The organism is Thauera sp. GDN1 (assembly GCF_029223545.1).
Lineage (GTDB): Bacteria > Pseudomonadota > Gammaproteobacteria > Burkholderiales > Rhodocyclaceae > Thauera.
The window spans coordinates 378,933-399,764 of the sequence record NZ_CP097870.1 but is presented as its reverse complement, the minus strand read 5'-3'; the positions used below and the strand labels follow the sequence as shown (position 1 = coordinate 399,764).

The following is a 20,832-nucleotide window of genomic DNA, read 5'->3' as shown; positions in this document are numbered from 1 at the left end:
ATCAGGCGCGGTCCAGGTTCAGCGGCTCGCCGCTCTCGGCGGCGCAGGCCGCGGCGGTGAAGAGCACGTCGGTCGAGGAGTTGAGCGCGGTCTCGGCCGAATCCTGCACCACGCTGATCACGAAGCCGATCGCCACCACCTGCATCGCCACGTCCGCCGAGATGCCGAACAGCGCGGTCGCCATCGGGATCAGCAGCAGCGAGCCACCGGCCACGCCCGACACGCCGGCGGCGGCGAGCGAGGACACGATGCACAGCAGCAGCGCGGTCGGGAAGTCGACCGGGATGCCCAGGGTGTGGGCGGCGGCCAGCGACATCACCGAAATCGTGATCGCGGCGCCGGCCATGTTGATCGTGGCACCGAGCGGGATCGAGATCGAGTAGGTATCCTCGTGCAGGCCCAGGCGACGGCACAGCTCGAGGTTGATCGGGATGTTGGCGGCCGAGCTGCGGGTGAAGAAGGCGGTGACGCCGCTCTCGCGCAGGCAGGTGAACACCAGCGGATAGGGGTTGGTGCGCAGCTTCCAGAACACGAACAGCGGATTGACCACCAGCGCGACGAAGACCATGCAGCCGACGATCATCAGCAGCAGCTGGCCATAGCCGAGCAGCGCATCGACGCCGGCTTCGCCCATGGTGGCGGCGACCAGGCCGAAGATGCCGAGCGGGGCGAAGCGGATCACCACATGGACGATCTTCGAGACCGCGTCGGCGAGGTCGTTGAGCACCTTGCGCGTGCCGTCGCCGGCGTGGCGCAGCGCGATGCCCAGGCCGATCGCCCACGCCAGGATGCCGATGAAGTTGGCTTCCATCAGCGCCTTGACCGGGTTCGAGACCGCGCTCAGCAGCAGGTTCTTGAGCACGAGCAGGATGCCGCCCGGCGGGTTGCCGGTGGCGGCCGGGGCGTCGAGCACCAGCGTGGTCGGGAAGGCGAAGCTGGCGAGCACCGCGACCAGCGCGGCGGCGAAGGTGCCGAGCAGGTAGAGCATCAGCACCGGGCGGATGTGCGTGGGCTGGCCCTGCTTGTGGTTGGCGATCGCCGCGGCGACCAGCACGAACACCAGCACGGGCGCGACCGCCTTCAGCGCGGAGATGAAGATGTCGCCGAGCAGGGCGACCGACTTGGTCGCGCCGGGCGCGACCAGCGCCAGCACGACGCCGAGGACCAGACCGATGGCGATCTGGGAGATGAGGCTCATGCGCATCAGGCGCTGGAAAGCCGTGGGGGTTGCGGTGGTCATCTGGGTGTCTCCTCGTGGATGACGTTGTGGTTAGGGATGCCGGGTAGGGCGTCGCCCCGGCGCGGCGGGGATGCACCGCGCACGGGCTGGGATGAATCGGGTGGGTTGAATCGGTGAGGGTTCGTGTTCCGTCGTGTCGCGCTCAGCATTCGGGGAAACTGACCGCGAGGCCGCCGCGGGAGGTTTCCTTGTACTTGTCGAGCATGTCGCGGCCGGTGTCGCGCATGGTGCGGATCACCTGGTCGAGCGAGACCGTGTGCGCGCCGTCGCCGCGCAGGGCGAGCTGGGCGGCGTTGATCGCCTTGATCGAGGCCATCGCGTTGCGCTCGATGCAGGGCACCTGCACCAGGCCGCCGACCGGGTCGCAGGTCAGCCCGAGGTTGTGCTCGAGGCCGATCTCGGCCGCGTTCTCGACCTGCTCGGGCGTGCCGCCGAGGACCTCGGCGAGGCCCGCGGCAGCCATCGCGCACGCCGAGCCGACCTCGCCCTGGCAGCCGACCTCGGCGCCGGAAATCGAGGCGTTCTTCTTGCACAGCACGCCGACCGCGGCGGCGGCGAGGAGGAAGTTCTCCACGTCGCGCTCGTCGCTGCCGGGCATGAAGTTCATGTAGTAGTGCAGCACCGCGGGGATGATGCCGGCCGCGCCGTTGGTGGGCGCGGTGACGACGCGGCCGCCGCCGGCGTTCTCTTCATTCACGGCGAGCGCGTACAGGTTGACCCAGTCGAGCGCGGCCATGGTGTCGCTGATCAGGTTGTGCTTGCCGCCGCGCTCGCTGAGCTTGCGGTGCAGTGCGGCGGCGCGGCGGCGCACGTTGAGTCCGCCGGGCAGCACGCCCTCCTGGGTGATGCCGCGCTCGACGCAGGCGCGCATGACGTCCCAGATGCGCTTGAGCGCGGCACGGGTCTCGTCCGCGCTGCGCCAGGCCGATTCGTTGGCCAGCATCAGCTCGCTGATGCTCAGGCCGTGGCGGCGGCACTGCGCGAGCAGCTCGGCGCCGGTGTCGAAGGGATACGGCACGACAACCTCGGCCTCGGCCGACGTTCCCGACTGCGCCTGCGCCTCATCGACGACGAAGCCGCCGCCGACCGAGTAATAGGTGTTCTCGTACAGCACGCCGCCCTCGCCGTGCGCGGCCAGGCGCATCGCATTGGGGTGGTAGGGCAGGCTCACCGGCAGCAGGCGCATGTCGCGCGCCCACTCGAAGGGGATGGTGTGGCGGCCCAAGAGCGCGAGTTCGCCGTCGAGCTTGACCAGGTCCACCGCGTCCACGACGAAATCGGGATCGACCTCGTCCGGACGCGCGCCCATCAGCCCCGCCACCACCGCACGGTCGGTGCCGTGGCCGATGCCGGTCGCCGACAGCGAGCCGTAAAGCCTGACCTCGATGCGACGCACCTGGTCGAGAATGTCCTGGCGCTCGAGCGCGGCGGCGAAATCGTGCGCGGCGCGCATCGGCCCGACGGTGTGGGAGCTGGACGGCCCGATGCCGATCTTGAACAAGTCGAGGACGCTGATGGACATGGGAGGCTCCTGTTGTAATTCGCTGCTTGCTTTAACCAGGCTAATCGCGAAAATGCTTATCGGTGTATCAATGCATTTTGCGCGCACGGAAAACGGCACTCAATCGATAGTTTTTCACCGTCGCTTCAGTATTTCTAAACCATGACGCCGAACGCACCCTCACAGATCCACACCCGGCTGCGCGTCTTCCTGGCCGCCGCCCGCCACCTGTCCTTCACCCGTGCGGGCGAGGAACTGAACATCACCACCGGCGCGGTGAGCCAGCAGATCAAGCTGCTCGAGGACTGGCTCGGCCAGCGCCTGTTCCGCCGCCTGCCGCGACGGCTGGAACTCACCGACGCCGGCAACCGCCTGCTCGCCGCGGTCGATCCCGCCTATGCCGCGGTGGAGCTCGCCATCGGCCGCCTGCGCGGCGGCGCGCTCAGCGGCGTGGTGCGGGTGCGCACCCTGCCCTCCTTCCTCGCCACCTGGCTGGTGCCGCGGCTGCCGCGGCTGATGGAACGGTTCCCGCAGATCGAGCTGCAGGTCGAGGCCGAGGACAGCACCTATTCGCTGCGCGACGGCGAGTTCGACCTCGCGATCGACCTCAACGACGGCAGCTATCCGGGCTTCCAGAGCACGGTGCTGCTGGAGGAGGAGATCTTCCCGGTGTGCTCGCCGCGCCTGCTCGAAGGCCGGCCGCCGCTGCTCACCGCCGAGGACCTGCGCCACTACCCGCTGCTGCACGACATGACCGCCTGGCGTGGCAGCCCGCCCTACGCCGAATGGGAACGCTACCTGCGCGCGATCGGCGCGCCGCAGGTGGAGGTGCGGCGCGGCTACATGTTCAACCGCAACCACATCACCATGCAGTGCGCGATCGCCGGCATGGGGGTGGCGATCGCGCGCCGCACCCTGATCACCGACGAACTCGACAGCGGCCGCCTGGTGGCGCCCTTCGCGCAGTCGGTGCGCACCGGCAAGCGCTACTGCGTCATCCATTCCGCCGGCGCGCTCGCCGACCCGCGCGTGGCCACGGTGCATGACTGGCTGGTGAGCGAGGCGCGCACGGCGGAACTGGCCGCCGGACCGTCCGCAGACGCGACACCCGCGACCGGCGAGTAAACCCCGCCAGCCGCCGGCGTCGAGCCAATCACCCGATCATGTGCCCGGGAAGCCAGGTCACCAGGCCGGGGAAGGTGTACAGCAGCACCACCGCCAGCACCATCAGCAGGAAGTAGGGCAGCGCATAGCGCGCGATCACGGTCATGTCGCGCCCGGTGAGGCCCTGCAGCACGAAGAGGTTGAAGCCCACCGGCGGGGTGACCTGCGCCATCTCCACCACGACCACCACGAAGATGCCGAACCACAGCGGATCGATGCCCGCGGCCTGGATGGTCGGCATCAGCACCGCCATCGTCAGCACCACGATCGAGATGCCGTCGAGGAAGCAGCCGAGCAGGATGTAGAAGATCGCCAGCGCCACGAGCAGCATCGCCGGGCTGAGGCCGAGGGCGCCGATCCATTCGGCGAGGTGGCGCGGCAGACCGATGTAGCCCATCGCCAGAGTCAGGAAGGCCGAGCCGGCGAGGATCAGCGCGATCATGCAGTACAGCCGGGTCGCGCCCATCAGCGCGCCGAAGAAGCTCTTGCGGTCGAGCGTGCGCTGGCTGGCGGCGATGATGAGGCTGCCGATCACGCCGATCGCGGCCGCCTCGGTGGCGGTGGCGATGCCGCTGTAGATCGAGCCGAGCACGCCGCCGATGAGCAGGATCACCGGAATCAGGTTCTTCGAGGCGGCGAGCTTCTCGACGAAGGTGGTCTTGAGATCGGCCGCCGGGATCTTGCCCGGGTTCATCAGCGACCACACCACCACCCAGCCCATGAACAGCGTCGCCAGCAGGATGCCGGGCAGCACGCCGCCGATGAAGAGCTTGGAGATCGACACGTCGGCCGCCACGCCGTACACGATCATGATGATCGAGGGCGGGATCAGCAGGCCCAGCGTGCCGGCGCCCGCCAGGGTGCCGAGCGCCATCGACTCGGGATAGCCGCGGCGCTCGAGCTCGGGCAGCGCGATCTTGCCGATGGTGGCGCAGGTGGCCGCCGACGAGCCCGACACCGCGGCGAACAGCGTGCAGCCGATGATGTTGGTGTGCAGCAGGCGGCCCGGAAGGCGCTCCAGCCAGGGCGACAGGCCCTTGAACATGTCCTCGGACAGCTTGGTGCGGAACAGGATCTCGCCCATCCACAGGAACAAGGGCAGCGCGGTCAGCGTCCAGCTCGAGCCGTGGCTCCAGATCGCCACCGCCATGCCGTCGCCCGGCGCGCGCGGCGTGAAGCCGAGCATGCCGAGGATGCCGATCGCCATCAGGGCGAGGCCGATCCATACGCCGCCGGCGAGCAGCGCCAGCATCAGGCCGATCATCACGGCCGCAATCATGACTTCCATGGCGCGCTCCTCTTATTCCATGCGCGCGGCTTCGCCGCTGTGGGTGGCGAGTCGCGCCGGTGCGCGACCCAGCATGGCCATCACCAGATCGTCGAGCAGCGCGATCAGCAGCACGACCGAGCCGATCGCCATCGACAGCTGCGGGATCCACAGCGGGGTGGCGTCCACGCCCTGCGAGATCTCCTCGAATTCATGCGACTGCAGCACCATGCGCACGGCGTAGAAGGCCAGCGTCGCCGCCACCGCGGTGCCTGCCGCGAGCGAGAACCACTCCAGCGCCGCGCGCATGCGCGGGCCGACGCGCTCGAGCACCAGGCTCACGCGGATGTGCTCGCCGTGCTTGAAGGTGTAGGCCAGCGCGAAGAAGCCGCAGGCCGCCATCGCGTAGCCGGCGTAGTCGTCGGTGCCCGGCAGATAGATGCCGAGCGGCCGGGTCACGACGCCGGAGGTGACGAGCACCAGCGTCGCCACCATGCCGATCGCGGCCAGCGCACCGGACAGGCGGTACAGCGAATCGAGGAACGCTCTCATGGGCGATCTCCTGAATAGTGAAGGCCCCGCCGATGGCGGGGCCGATGCAGCAGCGGATTACTTGAGCTTGCGGTAGGCGTCGAGGATGGCCTGACCGTCCGGGCCGGCCTTCTCGACCCACTCGGCGGTCATCTTCTCGCCGACCTTGAGCAGTTCGGCCTGCAGCGCCGCCGGGGCCGGCTGCACCTTCATCTTGTTGGCCTTGAGCTGCTCGACGTACCAGGCGGTCTTCTCTTCCGAGACCTTCCAGCCGCGCTCCTCGGCAGCGGCGGCGGCCTTGAGCAGGGCGTCGCGCGCGGGCTGGTCGAGCGCATCGAAGGCCTTCTTCGACACGAACACGATGTTCTTCGGCAGCCAGGCCTGGATGTCGTAGTAGTGGCTCAGCTGCTCCCAGCTCTTGGTGTCGTAGCCGGTGGCCGAGGAGGTCAGGTTGGCGGAGACGACGCCGGTCGACAGCGCCTGGGTGAGGTCGGCGGCCTGCACCGTCACCGGCTGGCCACCCATCAGCTCGATCATGCGCGCCACGGTCGGGCTGTAGGAGCGGATCTTCATGCCCTTGAGGTCGCCGATGGTGTTGAGCTCGGTCATGGAGTACAGGCCCTGGGGCGGCCAGGCCACCGAGTAGAGGACCTTGAGGCCGTTCTTCGCCAGGCGCGCTTCGACCGCGTCCTTGGAGGCCTGCCACAGCTTCTTCGAGTCGGCGTAGCTGGTGGCGAGGAAGGGCACGGTGTCGAGCGCGTAGAGCGCGTCCTCGTTGGCGAGGCCGGAGATGATCAGCTCGCCGATCTGCGCCTGTCCGGACTGCACCGCACGCTTGATCTCGTTGGCCTTGAACAGCGAGCCGTTGGCATGGACGGTGATCTTGAGCTTGCCGCCGGTGGCCTCGTCGACCTCCTTGGCGAACTGCTGGATGTTCTCGGTGTGGAAGTTGCTGGCCGGGTAAGGCGTGGGCATGTCCCAGGTGGTCTGGGCGTGGGCGGCGGCGGCAATGCCGAAGCCGAGCAAGGAACCGGTGATCGCCTTGAGCAGAGGATGCGAGAAGGTCATGGATGTAACTCCTGATTGAAGTGGGGCAGCGCCCGGAACACATTGTCGGAGGCGGCGACCAGCTATCCATAAGTCACCGTTATTGCACAATAGAGATTTTGTGGGTATCTTGTCAACAAAACGTAGAGGTTTTTTACGCGAAACGTCTTCAAAACCTAATCGGAGGCTCCCATGGGCGACAGCGGCCCCATCGTTTCTTCACAGCACCTCGTCTCGGCGAAGTCGCCCCAGGTATCCGAATTCGAGTTCGGTCTGATCATCGCGTGGCACGCCTTCGCGCGCTGGATGATGCGTTGCATGACCGCCGCCGGCGTCAAGGACATGACCCCGATCGACGTGCTGGTGCTGCACCACGTCGCCCACCGCGACACCGAGAAGCGCCTCGCCGACATCGGCTTCGTGCTCAATGTGGAAGACACCCACGTCGTCTCCTATTCGCTGCGCAAGCTCGGCGGGCTCGGTCTGGTGCACAGCACCAAGCGCGGCAAGGAAGCCTTCTATTCCGTCACCGAGAAGGGGCGAGAGATCTGCCTCGCCTACCGCGACGTGCGCGAGGCCTGCCTGATGCCGGGCTTCACCGGCAGCGCCGACGAGAACCGCCGCATCGCCGAACTCGCCCAGCTGCTGCGCACGGTCTCGGGGCGTTACGACCAGGCCGCGCGCGCGGCCTCCACCTCCCCGCTCTGAATCCAGGAGGCCCGCCATGAGTTTTCGCATCCTGGACGCCGGCGACGCCGCGCTGACCATCGAGTTCGGCACCGTCATCGATCCAGCCCTGCTGGCTGCGGTCAATGCCCTCGACACCGCCATCCTGCGCCTGCAGCAGGCGGGCGCATTGCCGGGCGTGATCGAGACCATGCCCACCTTCCGCTCGCTGACGGTGTTCTTCGACCCGCTCGCCACCGACCGCGACGCCGTGCTCGCCGCGCTGCAGCCGCTGATCGCCGCCGCCGAGCACGGCGCGCCCGCCGACGGCCGCCACTGGCGCCTGCCGGTGTGCTACGAGGGCGAGGCCGCGCCCGACCTCGCCGAGGTGGCCGCCACCCTCGGCATCGACGAAGACGAGGTGGTCGCCCTGCACAGCGGCACCGAATACCTGGTGTACATGCTCGGCTTCCTGCCCGGCTTCCCCTTCATGGGCGACCTGCCGGCGAAGCTGCGCCTGCCGCGCCGCGCCCAGCCGCGCGTGCGCGTGCCCGCCGGCAGCGTGGCGATCGCCACCGGGCTGACCGCGATCTATCCCTGGGAAAGTCCGGGCGGATGGCACCTGCTCGGGCGCTGCCCGGTGCCGCTGTTCGACGCCCGCCGCGCCTCGCCCTCGCTGCTCGCCGCCGGCGACCGGGTGCGCTTCGTGCCGGTGAGCGCCGAGCGATGCCGCGCGATCGAGGCCGCCGCGCGCAACGCCGACTTCGACCCGATGCAGTGGCTGGACGCCGCCCCGACCCCCGCGGAGAACGCAGCATGAGCACGCAGACCGAACTCGAGATCGTCACCCCCGGCGCGTTCTCCTCCATCCAGGACGAAGGCCGCCGCGGCTTCCGCCGCATCGGCGTGCCGTGGGCGGGCGTGCTCGACCGCCGCCTGATGCGCATCGCCAACGCACTCGCCGGCCAGCCCGAGGACGCGCCGGTGATCGAGTGCTTCGACGGCGGCCTGCATGTGGTGGCGCACGGCGGCGCGGTGAAGCTCGCCGTCGCCGGCGACGCGGTGGTGGAGGTGGACGGCCCCGACGGTCGCCGTCAGCTCGCGCCCTGGCGCTCGGTGACGATCGCCGAGGACGAAGCGCTGCGCATCCGCAAGATGGGCAGCGGCCGTATCGCCATGGTCGCGGTGGCCGGGCTGGCGGTCGCGCAGGTGATGGGCAGCGCCTCGACCTATGTGCGCGCCGCCCTCGGCGGCGCAGACGGCAGCGGCCACGCGCTGGCAGCGGGCATGCGCCTGGCCCTGAGCGAAGCCGATGCCTGGGGCAGCGACCGCGTGCTGACCCAGCCCCCGGAAACCGACACGGGCCCGATCCGGCTCGTTCCCGGGCCGCAGGACGACCACTTCAGCGCCGCGGCGCTCGAAGCGCTGGTCGGCGGCGACTACCGCGTCACCGCCGAAGCCGACCGCATGGGCGTGCGCCTCGAGGGCGCGAAGCTGGAGCACAGCGGCGCGGCCGACATCGTGTCCGACGCCACCGTGGCGGGCTCGATCCAGGTCCCCGGCGCCGGCCAGCCGATCGTGCTGCTCGCCGACGCCCAGACCGCCGGCGGCTATCCCAAGATCGCCACCGTGATCACCGCCGACCTCGGCCGCCTGGCCGCGCTGCGCCCCGGGCAGACGCTGCGCTTCGCCACCGTCACCGCCGCCGAGGGCGCGCAGATCGCACGCGCCGCCGAAGCCGAGACCCGCGCGCTGATCGCCGCCATCCGTCCCCTGCCGGCCGACGGCATCGACCTGGTGGCGCTGTACACCGGCAACCTGGTCGACGGTGTCGTGCACGCCCTCGGCACCGAATACCGACCGCTGTATTGAGAAGCCCACCCACCCTGTAGGAGCGACGCAAGTCGCGACCCCCCCTCAATCCGCGCCCGCCCCCCATCCCCTCGCCCACCCCACGGAGCCCCGCCCATGACCCACACCATCAACCTCAACGCCGACCTCGGCGAATCCTTCGGCGCCTGGACCATGGGCGAGGACGAGGCCCTGCTGCAGGTGGTGCGCTCGGCCAACATCGCCTGCGGCTTCCACGCCGGCGATCCGGTGGTGATGCGCCACACCGTGCGCACGGCGCTCGCCGCCGCGGTGAGCCTGGGCGCGCATCCCGCCTACCCCGACCTGCAGGGTTTCGGCCGCCGGCAGATGAAGATGGCGCCCGCCGAACTCGAGGCCATGGTGATCTACCAGGTCGGCGCGCTCGCCGGCATGGCCGCGGCCGAAGGTGGCCGCGTCACCCACGTCAAGCCGCACGGTGCGCTCAACAACCAGGCCTGCGAGGACGCCGCGCTCGCCGACGCGGTGGCACGCGCGGTCAAGGCGATCGATCCCGGCCTGATCCTGCTCGCCCCGGTGCTGTCCGAGCTCCACGCCGCCGGCGAGCGCGCCGGGCTGAAGGTGGCCGGCGAGATCTTCGCCGACCGCGCCTACACCGACCGCGGCACGCTGGTCCCGCGCGGCCAGCCCGGGGCGGTCATCCACGACCACGACGAGCTCGTCGCCCACGTGCTGCGCATGCTGGACGCCGGCGGCGTGGTCAGCCAGAGCGGCAAGGTGCTGCCGACGGCGATGGACAGCATCTGCGTGCACGGCGACACCCTGGGCGCGGTGGAGAGCGCGCGCCATCTGCGCAGCGAACTGGAGGCACGCGGCTGGAAGGTGACGACGCTGCCGGAGGTGGTCGCCGGGCGTTGAGCAGGTTTCCCCTGTGGCGGGCGCGGGCTTGCCCGCGAGTTCGACCACGCCCGGTGGGCGCTTCCCCCCGAGTTCCGCAGCGCCCTGTGGGAGCGGACACGCCCGCTCCCACGACACCGGAAAGCGATGCGATCGAGCCTGCTCAGGCGACCTCGTCCGGCGCGGCCAGCCACTCGATCCGCCCCTGCCCCGCCTCCGCGAGGCGAGCGCGCAGGGCGGCGGCGGAATCCTCGGGCAGGCTGAAGCACAGTTCCACCGCCTGGCCGTGCGCCACCGTCAGCAGCGTCGCGCCCGCCGCATCGAGCTCGCGCCGCAGCAGGCCTTCCAGCGCGTAGGGCAGCACGCAGCGCAGCGTCGCCAGGCGCACGATCGGCACCTTCTCCGCCTGCAGCAGCGCCTGCGCCACCGCATCCGTGTAGGCCCGCACCAGGCCGCCGGCGCCCAGCTTGACCCCGCCGAAGTAGCGCACCACGGTGGCGAGCACGCCTTCCAGGTCCTGGTGGCGCAGCACGTCGAGCATCGGCCGCCCGGCGGTGCCGCTCGGCTCGCCGTCGTCCACCGCCGCCGACTGCCCGCCGGCGAGCAGGGCCCAGCACACGTGGCGCGCGCCCGGGTGCTGCGCCCACAGGTCCGCCACCACCTTCTGCGCCCCGGCGCGGTCGGCCATCGGCTGCACGCAGCCGATGAAGCGGCTCTTCTTGATGATCAGTTCGCTATGGACGGGGGCGGCGAGGGTCTGCGGCATGGCGGCGATTCTAGCCGACGCCCGCGGCAAGGGCCGGGTGATCCGGTCGCAGTCCCCTGACGGGCTCGCGTACGGCGACGCCCCCCCCCTCAGCCCAGGCGCTCGTCGTCCAGCGCCTCGAACAGCGGCATGAACACCGCGCCGGCAAGCGCGCAGAAGCGCTCGTCCAGCGGCTGCTCGACGCCGCGCAACGCCAACCGGTAGGCCGGGTCGGCGGCCTCGCCGAATTGCGGGCGCATGCCGCCGCTCCATCGGGCCGAGGCCTTGTGCAGGCTGTCCCCGTTCGTCACATAGGCCCAGCCCGACTTGGGGAAGAAGTGCAGCGGCCCACGCAGCCCCTCGCGGTACAGGCCGAGCAGGGCCTCGAGCTGCGCACGCGCGTGCGCGGGCTCCAGCGCCGCGAAGCGGAACTCGCCATCGCGCGACAAGCCACGGGTCTCGCAGCGCACGCCGGGCGCCGGCGCCGCGCACAGCAGCAGGTGGGCGAGCCAGGCGCCGAGGTAGTCGCCGGCGCGGGTGTCGTCGTAGCGCGCGCGCAGCAGGCCGTCGGCACGCAGGTCGGCAAAGCTCGCGCTCAAGGACCAGGCCTCGCCGTCGATGCCGCACTCGAAGCGCGCCAGGTGCGGCGGCTGCGCCGGCGCGGCGAGCAGCGCGCGCTGGCGGCGGGCGAAGGCGAGGAGGCAGTCGAACTCGCGCGCGAGCGCGGCCTCGCCGAGGCTGCCGACGGGGTATTCGTTGCCGGCGCACGCGAGCGCCCACAGGCGGGCGTGCGCCACGGACGCCGCTTCCATTCGCGACGGCAGGCCGGCGGCAGCTGCGGCGGCAGCCCCCTCCTCCTCGGCCAGCATCACCGGCAGCAGGCGTGCGGCGAGCGCGCGCTGGCCCGGCCAGTCGGGCAGCAGCGGCTCGACGTCGTCGAGCGCCTCGGCGGATTCCGGCAGGTCCAGCCCCAGGCGCTCGCGCAGCAGGTAACGGCAGGGGTTGGCGAAGAAACGGGTCAGCTGCAGCAGGTCCACTTCCCGCCAGGCCGCATCCGGCGGCGGCAGCGGCGCGGTGAAGAAGGGCGCGGCAGCGGCCGGATCGGCGACCGCCTCCTCGTCGCCTGCATCCTCGACGCCGGCCGCATCGTCCTCGTCCTCGGCCGCCGCGATCACGGACGCGGCCGGCCCGGACGCAGCGCCCGCCGGCGAGGCGGAGGCCGCCAGCCGGCTGGCCAGCGCCTCCGCGTAGTCGGCGTTGAAGCTCGCCAGCCTATCGTCGGCGCGCGCACCGGCGATGAAGTAGTCGGCGGCGAAGGCCTGCAGCGGATGGACCACGGTGAGCCGCTTGCGCGCCTCGGCCAGCGCTTCGGCATCGCCCGCCGTGCTGGCGCAAGCGGTGGCGAGGGTGTCGAGCAGCTCGTCCACCAGCACCGAGGGCGGCAGCGCGCTGCCGTCGCGCACGCTGCGGCCGACGTAGGACAGGTGCAGCACCTCGCGCGCGGACAGGATCAGGTCGAGGAACAGGTTGCGGTCGTCGAGCCGGCGCTGGCGGTCGCCGGCCTGCGGGCGGGCGGTCATCAGGTCGAACTCGGCCGGGCGCTCGCTGCCGGGGAAGGCGCCGTGGTCGAGCCCGATCACGCACACCACGCGGTAGGGCAGGCTGCGCAGCGCCGGCAGCGCGGAGAAGGTGACCGTGCCGCCGGGCACGCCACCGCGCGCCGGGTCGTCGAGCAGCGCGGCGAGCGCCGGATGCACGACCGCCAGCGGCAGGGTGGCCGCCAGCTCGGCGGCGGCGATGTCGTCGGCGAGCGCGGCGATCGCCGCGCGCAGCTCGCGCAAGGCATCGGCGTATTCGGCGGGGTCGCCGACCAGGCGATCGAGCACCTCGTTGAGCACGCTGCGCCAGCCCTCGCCATCGTGCTCGCGCAGCAGCAGGTCGCGCACCCGGCGCAGGCTGTCGGCGTAGCGCCACAGGCTGCCGAGGGCGAGTGCGGCCTGCCCCTCCGGCGCGGCGGCGCCGATGCGGCCGGCGAAGCTGGCCTGATCGGCGGCCTCGCCGGCGGCCCAGGCCAGGAACAGGCGGTGCAGGCCTTCGTCGAGCGTGTGCGCGGGCGCCGCGCCGGCCTCGGTATCGGTAGCCGCGTCCAGCCCCCAGCGCACACCGGCGGCGCGCAGCCAGTCATGCACCGTCTCCAGCGCCGCCTCGTCGAGGCCGAAGCGCGCCGCCACCGGCGCCTGCTGCAGCAGGTCGAACACCCGGCTCGCCGGGAAGCGGCTGGCGGCCAGCTCCAGCACCTGGTCCAGCACCCGCGCCACCGGGTTGTCGCGGGTGCCGCCGAGGCCGGTGATGCGCCACGGAATGCGGCGTGCCGGCGGCGCGGTGCCGAACACCGCCTCGATCAGCGGCGCGGTGGTCTCGAGATCGGGCGTCAGCACCACCACATCGGCCGGGCGCAGCGCATCGGCGGTGCCGGCATGCATCTTGAACAGGCCGAGCAGTCGGTCGTGCAGCACCTCCAGCTCGCGGGTGCGCGAGTGGCAGACGTGCACCTCCACGCTGCGGTCGGTCGCGGCCAGGCGCAATCCCGCCGGAGGCAGCTCCTGCAGGTCGAGGATCGCGTTCTGCAGCCGTGCCAGCAGCTGGCGGCCGGGATGGGGCGCGAACGCGGCGTCGTCCTCGACCGCGTGCTCACCCTCGAACAGCAGGCCGATGTGGGCGCGGGTCTGCTTGCCCCAGGCCGCGAGCAGGCCGTTGCCGGTCTCGAAGAACATGTCCTTCTGCTGCGCCGCCAGCCAGGACAGGCGGCGCGCATCGACGATGTCGAACCAGAACTCGCGGCAGGGATTGAGCGCGTACAGCCGCACCTCCACCACCCGCGACAGCTCGCGCAGCAGGTCGAGGTAGAGCGGCGGCAACGCCGGCAGCGCGAACACGTGCACCGTGGCCGGCAGGCCGACCGCAGCCAGCTCCTCGGCGCTCATCGCGGTCACGCGGCGCAGGAAGGCCTGGGCCGGATGCTCCTGGCGCAGCCCCATGCCGTCGCGGATGCGCCGCCACAGCTCGGCCTGCCAGGCCTCGTCGGCACGCTCGACGGCACTCGCCCCCGGCCCCAGCGCCGAGCCGCGCCCGTCCGCCCACAAGGCCAGCCACTGCGGGCGGTAGGTCAGGTAGTGGTCGAACACGCGCGCGATGCGCCCGGCGAGCTCGAAGCGCATGCGCGCGTCCGCGCCCTCCAGGTAGCGCGCCAGGCGCGGATGGGCCGCCACCCAGGCGCCGCGTTCATGCACGGCGTCGAGCAGGCCATGGATGCGCCAGGCCAGCAGCGCGGCGGAGAACGGCGAGCGCTCGGCCACAGGCACCACGCGTCCGATCTGCGCCCACAGCCACTGCGCGAGGTAGTCGAAGCGCAGGTTGGCGCACACGCCCTCGCGGTCCGCCATCGCCAGCTCGACCTTGCGCCGCAGCGCGCTGCTCGGCACCACCACCTGGCGCTGGCCGAAAGGCCCGGGCTGCTCGGCACCGAGGCGGTCGAGCAGGGTATCGAGCAGGATCTCGAAGCGGTTGGAGAAGCTCAGGTGGAACATGGCGGGCGCGGAGGAGCGCGCAGGCGAGCGCGCGGCGTCGGGTGGATCGCCATTATACGGAGCCGGCCACGCCCCCCCGCGGCACGCGAAGCAGGCGTCGCCCGGCCGCCGCGCGCAGCGCCCCTCATTCGGCGGGAGGCGGCGCGGCGGCATCCGTCGGCCGCCAGGCCATGGCCCGTCCCCGCCCTTCGCGCTTGACCGTGTAGCAGGCCTGGTCGGCCGCACGAACGATGTCGGCGACGCTGTCCACCGAGCCGTCGATCATCGCCAAACCGATGCTGGCACCGATGCGGTACTCGCGCCCTTCCCATTCGAAGCGCAGATCCCGCACCACCGCGCACAGGTCGTCGGCGATGCGTTCGGCATCCTCCGCGGTACAGCCGTGGAGGATCAGCGCGAACTCGTCGCCACCGACCCGGCACACGATGTCCTCGCTGCGCAGGCGGCTGCGGATCAGGTCCGCCACGACGCGCAGCAGGGCGTCGCCCGCCGCATGACCGCCGGTATCGTTGACCGGCTTGAAGTGGTCGAGGTCCATGAAGCACAGCGCGCCGCGATCGCCGGCACGGCGCGAGGCGGCGAGCATCTTCTCCAGCGCCTGCTCGAAGGCGCGGCGGTTGGGCAGTGCGGTAAGCGGGTCGTGCAGCGCCTGGTGGGCGAGGCGCGCGGTGGCCTGCTCGATGCGGGCCTGCAGCGTCTTGTGCGCATTGGCGATCGCGCGCGCCATCGAGTTGAAACCCTGCTGCAGCGTGTACAGCTCCTCGCTGCCCGCGCGCCCGCCGACCTGCACGTCCAGATCGCCCCGCGCCATGCGCTGCACGGCCTCGACCAGGCGCGCCACCGGCGCGCCGACGACGTTCGCCAGGCGGATCGCGAGCAGCATCGCGAGCACCACCGCGCCGGTCGCGAGCCCGATCGCGGTCAGCACCGTGGCGCGCCAGCGCGCGTCGTAGGCGCGGGTGTCGAGCTCCACGTAAACCCAGCCCACCGGCAAGGGCGCCAGCACCGACTCGGCGCCGGCGAGCTCATCGACCTCCACCGGCACCGACATCACCGGCGCGGCAAAGGCGGCGCGCTGGCCCCGCCGCCACAGATGCACGGCGGCGCTCGCCGAGCGCGCTTCCGCGGCGTCCTCGAGCATCGGCTCTCCCATGCGTGCGAGCTCGTCGCCGCGGCGATCGTAGAGCACCGCGGCGGCCACGTCGCTCTGCGCCTGCAGCGCCTGCATCAGGCCGTCCAGGCTGCCCCGGCTGCCCGAGATCACCCCGTACTCGGCCGCGGGCGCGAGGAAGCGGACGATGGCGAGACCGCGCTCGGCGATCTCGCGGTCGGCCACGCGCGCGCCGCGGAACAGCGAGACGCCCGTCATCGCCACCGACAGCAGCATCACCGGCAGCAGCACGGTGAGCAGCAGACGGATGCGCAGCGTCAGTCGATCGCCGCTCATGGCTGGCCTCCTTCCGCGGTGAGGCGCAGCAGCTCCCCGTCGTCCGCAACGTTGATGCCGAGCGCGCGCGCGACCTGACGGTTGACCGCGATCTCGAACGAAACCGGGGCGCGCGGCGGCGGCAGGACGAGCGGCTTGCCGTTCTGGCTGCGCAGCCAGTCGATGAGGTCGCCGGCGACCTGCTCGGGGGTGATGAACACCGCCGCCAGCGCGCCGGCGTTCACATAGGCGCGCGAGAAGGCGATGATCGGCTTCTGGTAGCGGTAGCTGGTGAGCAGGATCGAGCGCGCCGCGGTCGGGCTGGTCAGCATCGGATCGGGCAGCGCCAGCAGCACCTCGCTGGCGCTCAGCACCTCCTCCAGGCTGGCGATCACCTCCTTGTCGTTGCGCACCACGCGGGTGGCGAGGCTGAGGCCGAAGTCGGCGGCCACGCCGTGCAGCCGCGCCTCGGCATCGGCGTTGGCGCCGAGCAGCAGACCCACCCGTTTGCGCTCGGGCAGCACCGCGCGCAGCAGGCGCAGCTGGCGCTCCAGCGGCTGGTCGAGCAGCCAGGCCGACAGCGGCGCCTGCGGGTGCGCCTTGCGCAAGGCCTCGAAGCGACTGCGCGCGATCATCGTCACCAGCGTCGGCCGCAGGTGGCGCGCGAGCGCGAGCTCGGCGGCCGCCTCGCCGCTGGCGACGACCAGGTCGGCGCGCGCGAGCGCGACGTCGTCCAGGCCCTCGGCCGGGCTGCCGATGTCGAAGACACGGTGGCCGAGGCTGGCGGCCGCACGCTTGAAGGCGTCGGCGAAGGCCTTGTGCGCGCCCTCGCGCTGCGACACCACGACCGCGACGTCGAGCGCGAAGGCGGGTGCGCACAGCAGTGTCAGCGCGAGCGCGAACAGGCGCAGCAGCCCCTGCATACCCCACCGCCGCCGCTGCATCGATCGACTCACCAGGACAGGCGCAGCGTGGCGAAGAGCTGCGGCTCGTGGCGGAACTTGCGGGCGTAGAACTCGGGATATCGCCCATTGATGCTCTGGGCCACGATCGCGACCTCGTTGTCGGCACTCGGCGGGCCAAAGCGACGCGCAAGGCGCAGATCGAAGCGGTTGGTCGCCGGCACGCGGTCGCCCTGGTTCAGCCAGTACATGTCGCTGTGGCGGTAGTAACCCAGGCTGGCCTGCCAGCGCTCGGGCAGCTCCTTGAGCACCAGCAGGGAGGTGATCGTGGTCGGCGAACTGCGGTCGAAGTCGCGGTCGGACGCCTCGGCGTCGGCATCGATGTCGATGAAGGCCTGCGACAGCACGATCCGGCCCCAGCCGGGACGGCGCCAGTCGACGCTGAACTCGGCGCCGTGGCGGGTGAGCGCCGCGGAGTTCACGAAGCGGAACTGCTTGGGCGGTCGGTCCGCTGCATGCGGGAAGGGATCGTAGTCCTCGGGCGGCGTGCAGCCCGGCTCGCCAATGATGCAGCTGCGGCTGTCGAGGTAGCGCAGATAGCGCTCGTGGAAGGCGCGCACGTCGAGGTTGAGGCCAAGCTCACTGAACTGCGCCACATAACCGAGCTCGAAATGGCGCACCCGCTCGGGCTCGACCGGGGTGGTCTGGCGGACCCCGACCCAGCGCACCTTATCGTCCATGCGGATTGTCTCGTACGCACTCGACTCGAAGAAGCCGGGCGCCCGGTAGGACACACCGGCCGACGCGCGCACGGCCGACTCGGGCGTAAGCGCGTAGTTCATCGCCACCCTGGGCGAGAAGGTCGAGCCGCTGTAATGGTGGTCCTCATAAGTGCCACCAACATCGAGCTTGAGCGCCGCAAGCGGGTTCCAGCTCAGCGAACCGAAGAGCTGGCTGCTGGTCCCCGACAGCGAGGTGCCGGTGTTGAAGTAGCGCAGCGAGCGCACCGTCTCGCGACGCACGCCGGCGCCGAGCAGCAGGCGCCAGTCCTCGGCGGGGCGATTGGTGTACTGCAGCTCGAACTCGTCGCGGCGGCCGTCGGTGTTCATGTCGATCGGCACCATCACCTCGCCGGCCGTCATCCAGGCCGCACGGAAGCGCTCGTCCTGGTGGCTCAGGTGCAGGCTGAGATCGGATTGGGCCGAGAGGGTATGCCGCCAGGACAGATGAAGGAAACGCGAGCGCGTCTCCTCGTCGCGCGGCTGCTCCTGCCAGTCCTCTACGGTGCCGCGCTCGGCAACCCCGTCGTTGAGCGCCACGTACGCGTCGAGCTCGTCGCGCGCGCCTAGCTGCGCGGTGGCACTGAAGTTGAGAAGCGTGTTGCGCACATCCTCCCCGTAAGTCGGCTCGCCGGTCTTGTCGTCGGGGCGGGCGCGAAAGTTCTGCGCGCGGCGGTGCGAACCGGACAGCCGCCAGTCGATCGCGCCCTCGGTGTGGCCATTGATGCGGAAGCCGTGATCCTGGAATGCATTGCGTCCGACGCGCGTGACCAGGGCCGTACCGTCCTCGGTGGCCGGCGAGCGCGTGATGATGTTGATCACGCCATCGAAGGCATTGACGCCGTAGGCTGCGCCGTTGGCACCGCGCACGACCTCGACGCGCTCGATGTCGTCGACCCGCACCGGCAGGTCCGTCCACGCGGTATCGCCCGACAGCGGGCGGTTCACGGTGACGCCGTCGACCATCACCTTGATGCGGCGATCGTAGGCATCGCCGAGCCCATGGCGCGCCACCACCGGCGAGCCCTCCGGCCAGTCCGCGACCAGGAAGCCGGGGACCAGGCGCAGCAGATCGTGGATCTCGGTGAAACCGGAGGCGCGGATCATCTCGCGGTCGATCACGCTGACCGCCACCGGCGCATCCAGCGGCGACTGCGCGATACGCGAGGCGGTGAGCACGATCGGGATGTCTTCGAAGAACAGGTCGGCAGCCTGGGCGACACCGCCGGCGAACATGGCGATCGTCACGGCGGCGGCACGCGGCGGAAGGCGGTGGGCGGGCACGATGGGGTCCTGCAAGATTCTGAATGGATTAGCCAAAAGCTTTACATGCGCCGGGGATGGCGTCCAGCGGCGCGCGGCCACGAGTGCGAGAATATGCACACTCGGCACCGGGTCGGCGCCACCGCCTTGCTAAACTGCGGACGCGCCGCCCGGCACCACACGCAACCCCTACCGAACCGCGTCCGCAGCCGCCGGCACCCCGACGACATCCCCATGGCCCGAACCCACCCCGAAGGCTGGCAACAGCTCCCCGCCGCCGGCGCCCGCGGACGCGAGCGCGCCACCCTCGCCCTGCTCGCCGCGGCCCTGCCGCGCGCGTGGACGATCTACCACGGCCTGCACTGGACCCGCGCCGAGGGCGCGCAGCTCATCTTCGGCGAGATCGCGTTCGCCGTCGTCGGCCCCGACGGGCGCGTGCTGCTGATCGAGCAGCATGCGGGCTTCCTCGACGAGACCGCCGAGGGCCTGATGCGACCGGGGCGCAGGCGCGCGCAGCACATCAGCGTCGAACTCGCGCGCAGCGCCGACGAGCTGCGCACCCGCCTGCGCCCGCTGCTGGACGGCGCCGAGCCGCAGCTCGACATCCTGCTCTTCTGCCCCGACTACCACGTGCGCCAGCCCGGCAGCGCCGGGCTCGATCCGGCACGCATCGTCGACGCCAGCCGGCGCGACGCCTTCGCCGCCATCGTGCAGGAACTGACCGCCGCGCAGGCGGGCGATGCGCCCACCGAGCCCGCCCGCCTGCAGGCGCTGCACCGCTTCTTCGCCGACATCCTGGAACTGGTGCCCGACGTGCAGGCCCACATCGGCCAGGCCGACGACCTCACCACCCGCCTGTCGGGCGGCCTCACCGAATGGGCGCGCCGCATCGACATGCACCCGCACCGCCTGCGCGTGATCGCCACCGCCGGCAGCGGCAAGACCCAGCTCGCGCTCGCCGCCTACACCGATGCGCTCGCCGCCGGCCGGCGGCCGCTCTACGTGTGCTACAACCGCCCGCTCGCCGACCACTTCGCCCGCATCGCGCCGGCCGGCGGCGAGGTCGCCACCTTCCACCAGCTGTGCGACCGCCGCCTGCGCGATGCCGGGCGCAAGCCGCACTTCGGTGCGCCCGGTGCCTTCCGCCGCATGGAGGCGGACTTCGCCGCGCTGGTCACCACCCACACCACCGCCGACTGGCAGTTCGACGAACTGATCATCGACGAGGGCCAGGACTTCATGGAGCCCTGGCGCGACGCCCTGCTCGCGCTGCTCGAGCCCGGCGGGCGGGCGTGGTGGCTGGAAGATCCGCTGCAGAACCTCTACGACCGCCCGCCGGTGGCGCTGCCGGGCTGGGTGGGCCTGACCGCCGACACCAACTACCGCACCCCGGCCGACGTGCTCGCCCTGCTCAACGCCCGCCTGCCGCTGCCCGCGCCGATCCGCGCCGGCAGCCCGGTCGCCGACAGCGAGCCCGAGCTCTTCGCCTGGCACGACGACGCCGGTCTGCTCGAGGCCACGAAGCGCGCGATCACCCGTGCGCTCGGCCTCGGCTTCAGGCGCGAGATGATCGTGCTGCTCACCTTCCGCGGCCGCGAGCACTCGCGCTTCACCGCCCTCGAGCACCTCGGCCCCCATCGCCTGCGCGCCTTCACCGGGCGCTACGACCTGCTCGGCGAGCCGGAACACTCGCAGGGCGAGCTGCTGATCGACTCCGTCTACCGCTTCAAGGGCCAGTCCGCGCCCTGCATCATCTTCACCGAGATCGACTTCGAGGCCATGGACGAGCTCACCATGCGCAAGCTCTTCGTCGGCGCCACACGGGCGACGATGAAGCTGATCATGGTGGCGTCGGAGCGCAGCGCGGCGCAGCTCGCACCACCCGGACCGTGATGCCTCGCCCCCGGCCGACTAAGATGCAGACAGGGGGTTTCGATCGACAAGGCCGGCGCAGGGGGCCGACGCCCGCGGACACCCGGACACCATC

At 71.3% G+C, this 20,832-nt stretch carries 16 protein-coding genes; 6 read left to right on the top strand and 10 right to left on the bottom strand.

Features of this window, described 5'->3' with window-relative positions:
* Position 1: 1 nt before the first annotated feature.
* Entirely contained in the window at positions 2 to 1,240 is a 1,239-nt protein-coding gene (gene sstT, locus CKCBHOJB_RS01810; RefSeq protein ID WP_281050330.1) for a serine/threonine transporter SstT, read from the bottom strand.
* A gap of 142 nt (positions 1,241 to 1,382) precedes the next feature.
* Positions 1,383 to 2,762, bottom strand: a complete 1,380-nt coding sequence (locus CKCBHOJB_RS01805; RefSeq protein WP_281050329.1) for an L-serine ammonia-lyase — start codon at positions 2,760 to 2,762, stop codon at positions 1,383 to 1,385.
* Positions 2,763 to 2,903: 141 nt separating this feature from the next.
* Here CKCBHOJB_RS01805 and CKCBHOJB_RS01800 point away from each other — a divergent pair, with 141 nt between their 5' ends.
* Positions 2,904 to 3,866: a LysR substrate-binding domain-containing protein gene (locus CKCBHOJB_RS01800; RefSeq protein WP_281050328.1), complete on the top strand. Its 963-nt coding sequence runs from the start codon at positions 2,904 to 2,906 to the stop codon at positions 3,864 to 3,866.
* 28 nt (positions 3,867 to 3,894) lie between these two features.
* Here the strand turns inward: CKCBHOJB_RS01800 and CKCBHOJB_RS01795 are convergent, their stop codons facing one another.
* From CKCBHOJB_RS01795 to CKCBHOJB_RS01785, 3 genes are read right to left on the bottom strand one after another with little or no spacing between them, the layout of a single operon-like run.
* The gene (locus CKCBHOJB_RS01795; protein ID WP_281050327.1) at positions 3,895 to 5,193 is read right to left on the bottom strand and encodes a TRAP transporter large permease subunit; all 1,299 of its coding nucleotides are present in this window, start codon (positions 5,191 to 5,193) and stop codon (positions 3,895 to 3,897) included.
* Between the two features lie 12 nt (positions 5,194 to 5,205).
* Positions 5,206 to 5,724 carry a TRAP transporter small permease gene (locus CKCBHOJB_RS01790; protein ID WP_281050326.1) on the bottom strand — a complete coding sequence of 173 codons (519 nt, stop codon included), beginning with the start codon at positions 5,722 to 5,724 and terminating at the stop codon, positions 5,206 to 5,208.
* 57 nt (positions 5,725 to 5,781) lie between these two features.
* Positions 5,782 to 6,771, bottom strand: a complete 990-nt coding sequence (locus tag CKCBHOJB_RS01785) for a TRAP transporter substrate-binding protein (protein ID WP_281050325.1) — start codon at positions 6,769 to 6,771, stop codon at positions 5,782 to 5,784.
* Between the two features lie 171 nt (positions 6,772 to 6,942).
* Between CKCBHOJB_RS01785 and CKCBHOJB_RS01780 the strand changes: the two genes are divergently transcribed.
* From CKCBHOJB_RS01780 to CKCBHOJB_RS01765, 4 genes are all read left to right on the top strand, one after another.
* Positions 6,943 to 7,458 carry a winged helix DNA-binding protein gene (locus CKCBHOJB_RS01780; RefSeq protein ID WP_281050324.1) on the top strand — a complete coding sequence of 172 codons (516 nt, stop codon included), beginning with the start codon at positions 6,943 to 6,945 and terminating at the stop codon, positions 7,456 to 7,458.
* Positions 7,459 to 7,474: 16 nt separating this feature from the next.
* On the top strand, positions 7,475 to 8,236 hold the full coding sequence (gene pxpB, locus CKCBHOJB_RS01775) for a 5-oxoprolinase subunit PxpB (RefSeq protein ID WP_281050323.1): 762 nt from the start codon (positions 7,475 to 7,477) through the stop codon (positions 8,234 to 8,236).
* The gene (locus CKCBHOJB_RS01770; protein WP_281050322.1) at positions 8,233 to 9,288 is read left to right on the top strand and encodes a biotin-dependent carboxyltransferase family protein; all 1,056 of its coding nucleotides are present in this window, start codon (positions 8,233 to 8,235) and stop codon (positions 9,286 to 9,288) included. Before pxpB ends, CKCBHOJB_RS01770 begins: the two co-directional genes overlap by 4 nt.
* Before the next feature lie 96 nt (positions 9,289 to 9,384).
* Complete coding sequence (locus CKCBHOJB_RS01765; protein WP_281050321.1) at positions 9,385 to 10,164, top strand: 5-oxoprolinase subunit PxpA; 780 nt, start codon at positions 9,385 to 9,387, stop codon at positions 10,162 to 10,164.
* A gap of 142 nt (positions 10,165 to 10,306) precedes the next feature.
* Here CKCBHOJB_RS01765 and CKCBHOJB_RS01760 read toward each other — a convergent pair whose 3' ends face one another.
* The 5 genes from CKCBHOJB_RS01760 to CKCBHOJB_RS01740 form a co-directional block, all read right to left on the bottom strand.
* Positions 10,307 to 10,909: a YigZ family protein gene (locus CKCBHOJB_RS01760; RefSeq protein ID WP_281050320.1), complete on the bottom strand. Its 603-nt coding sequence runs from the start codon at positions 10,907 to 10,909 to the stop codon at positions 10,307 to 10,309.
* 89 nt (positions 10,910 to 10,998) lie between these two features.
* Entirely contained in the window at positions 10,999 to 14,475 is a 3,477-nt protein-coding gene (gene recC, locus CKCBHOJB_RS01755) for an exodeoxyribonuclease V subunit gamma (RefSeq protein WP_281050319.1), read from the bottom strand.
* Positions 14,476 to 14,599: 124 nt separating this feature from the next.
* A complete protein-coding gene (locus tag CKCBHOJB_RS01750) occupies positions 14,600 to 15,922 on the bottom strand; it encodes a diguanylate cyclase (protein ID WP_281050318.1) in 1,323 nt (440 codons plus the stop codon).
* Positions 15,919 to 16,824: an ABC transporter substrate binding protein gene (locus CKCBHOJB_RS01745; RefSeq protein ID WP_281050317.1), complete on the bottom strand. Its 906-nt coding sequence runs from the start codon at positions 16,822 to 16,824 to the stop codon at positions 15,919 to 15,921. The genes CKCBHOJB_RS01750 and CKCBHOJB_RS01745 overlap by 4 nt, the downstream gene beginning before the upstream one ends.
* A 29-nt stretch (positions 16,825 to 16,853) precedes the next feature.
* Positions 16,854 to 18,866: a TonB-dependent receptor gene (locus CKCBHOJB_RS01740; protein ID WP_281050316.1), complete on the bottom strand. Its 2,013-nt coding sequence runs from the start codon at positions 18,864 to 18,866 to the stop codon at positions 16,854 to 16,856.
* A gap of 213 nt (positions 18,867 to 19,079) precedes the next feature.
* Between CKCBHOJB_RS01740 and CKCBHOJB_RS01735 the strand changes: the two genes are divergently transcribed.
* Complete coding sequence (locus tag CKCBHOJB_RS01735) at positions 19,080 to 20,738, top strand: ATP-binding domain-containing protein (RefSeq protein ID WP_281050315.1); 1,659 nt, start codon at positions 19,080 to 19,082, stop codon at positions 20,736 to 20,738.
* The last annotated feature ends 94 nt before the right edge of the window (positions 20,739 to 20,832 follow it).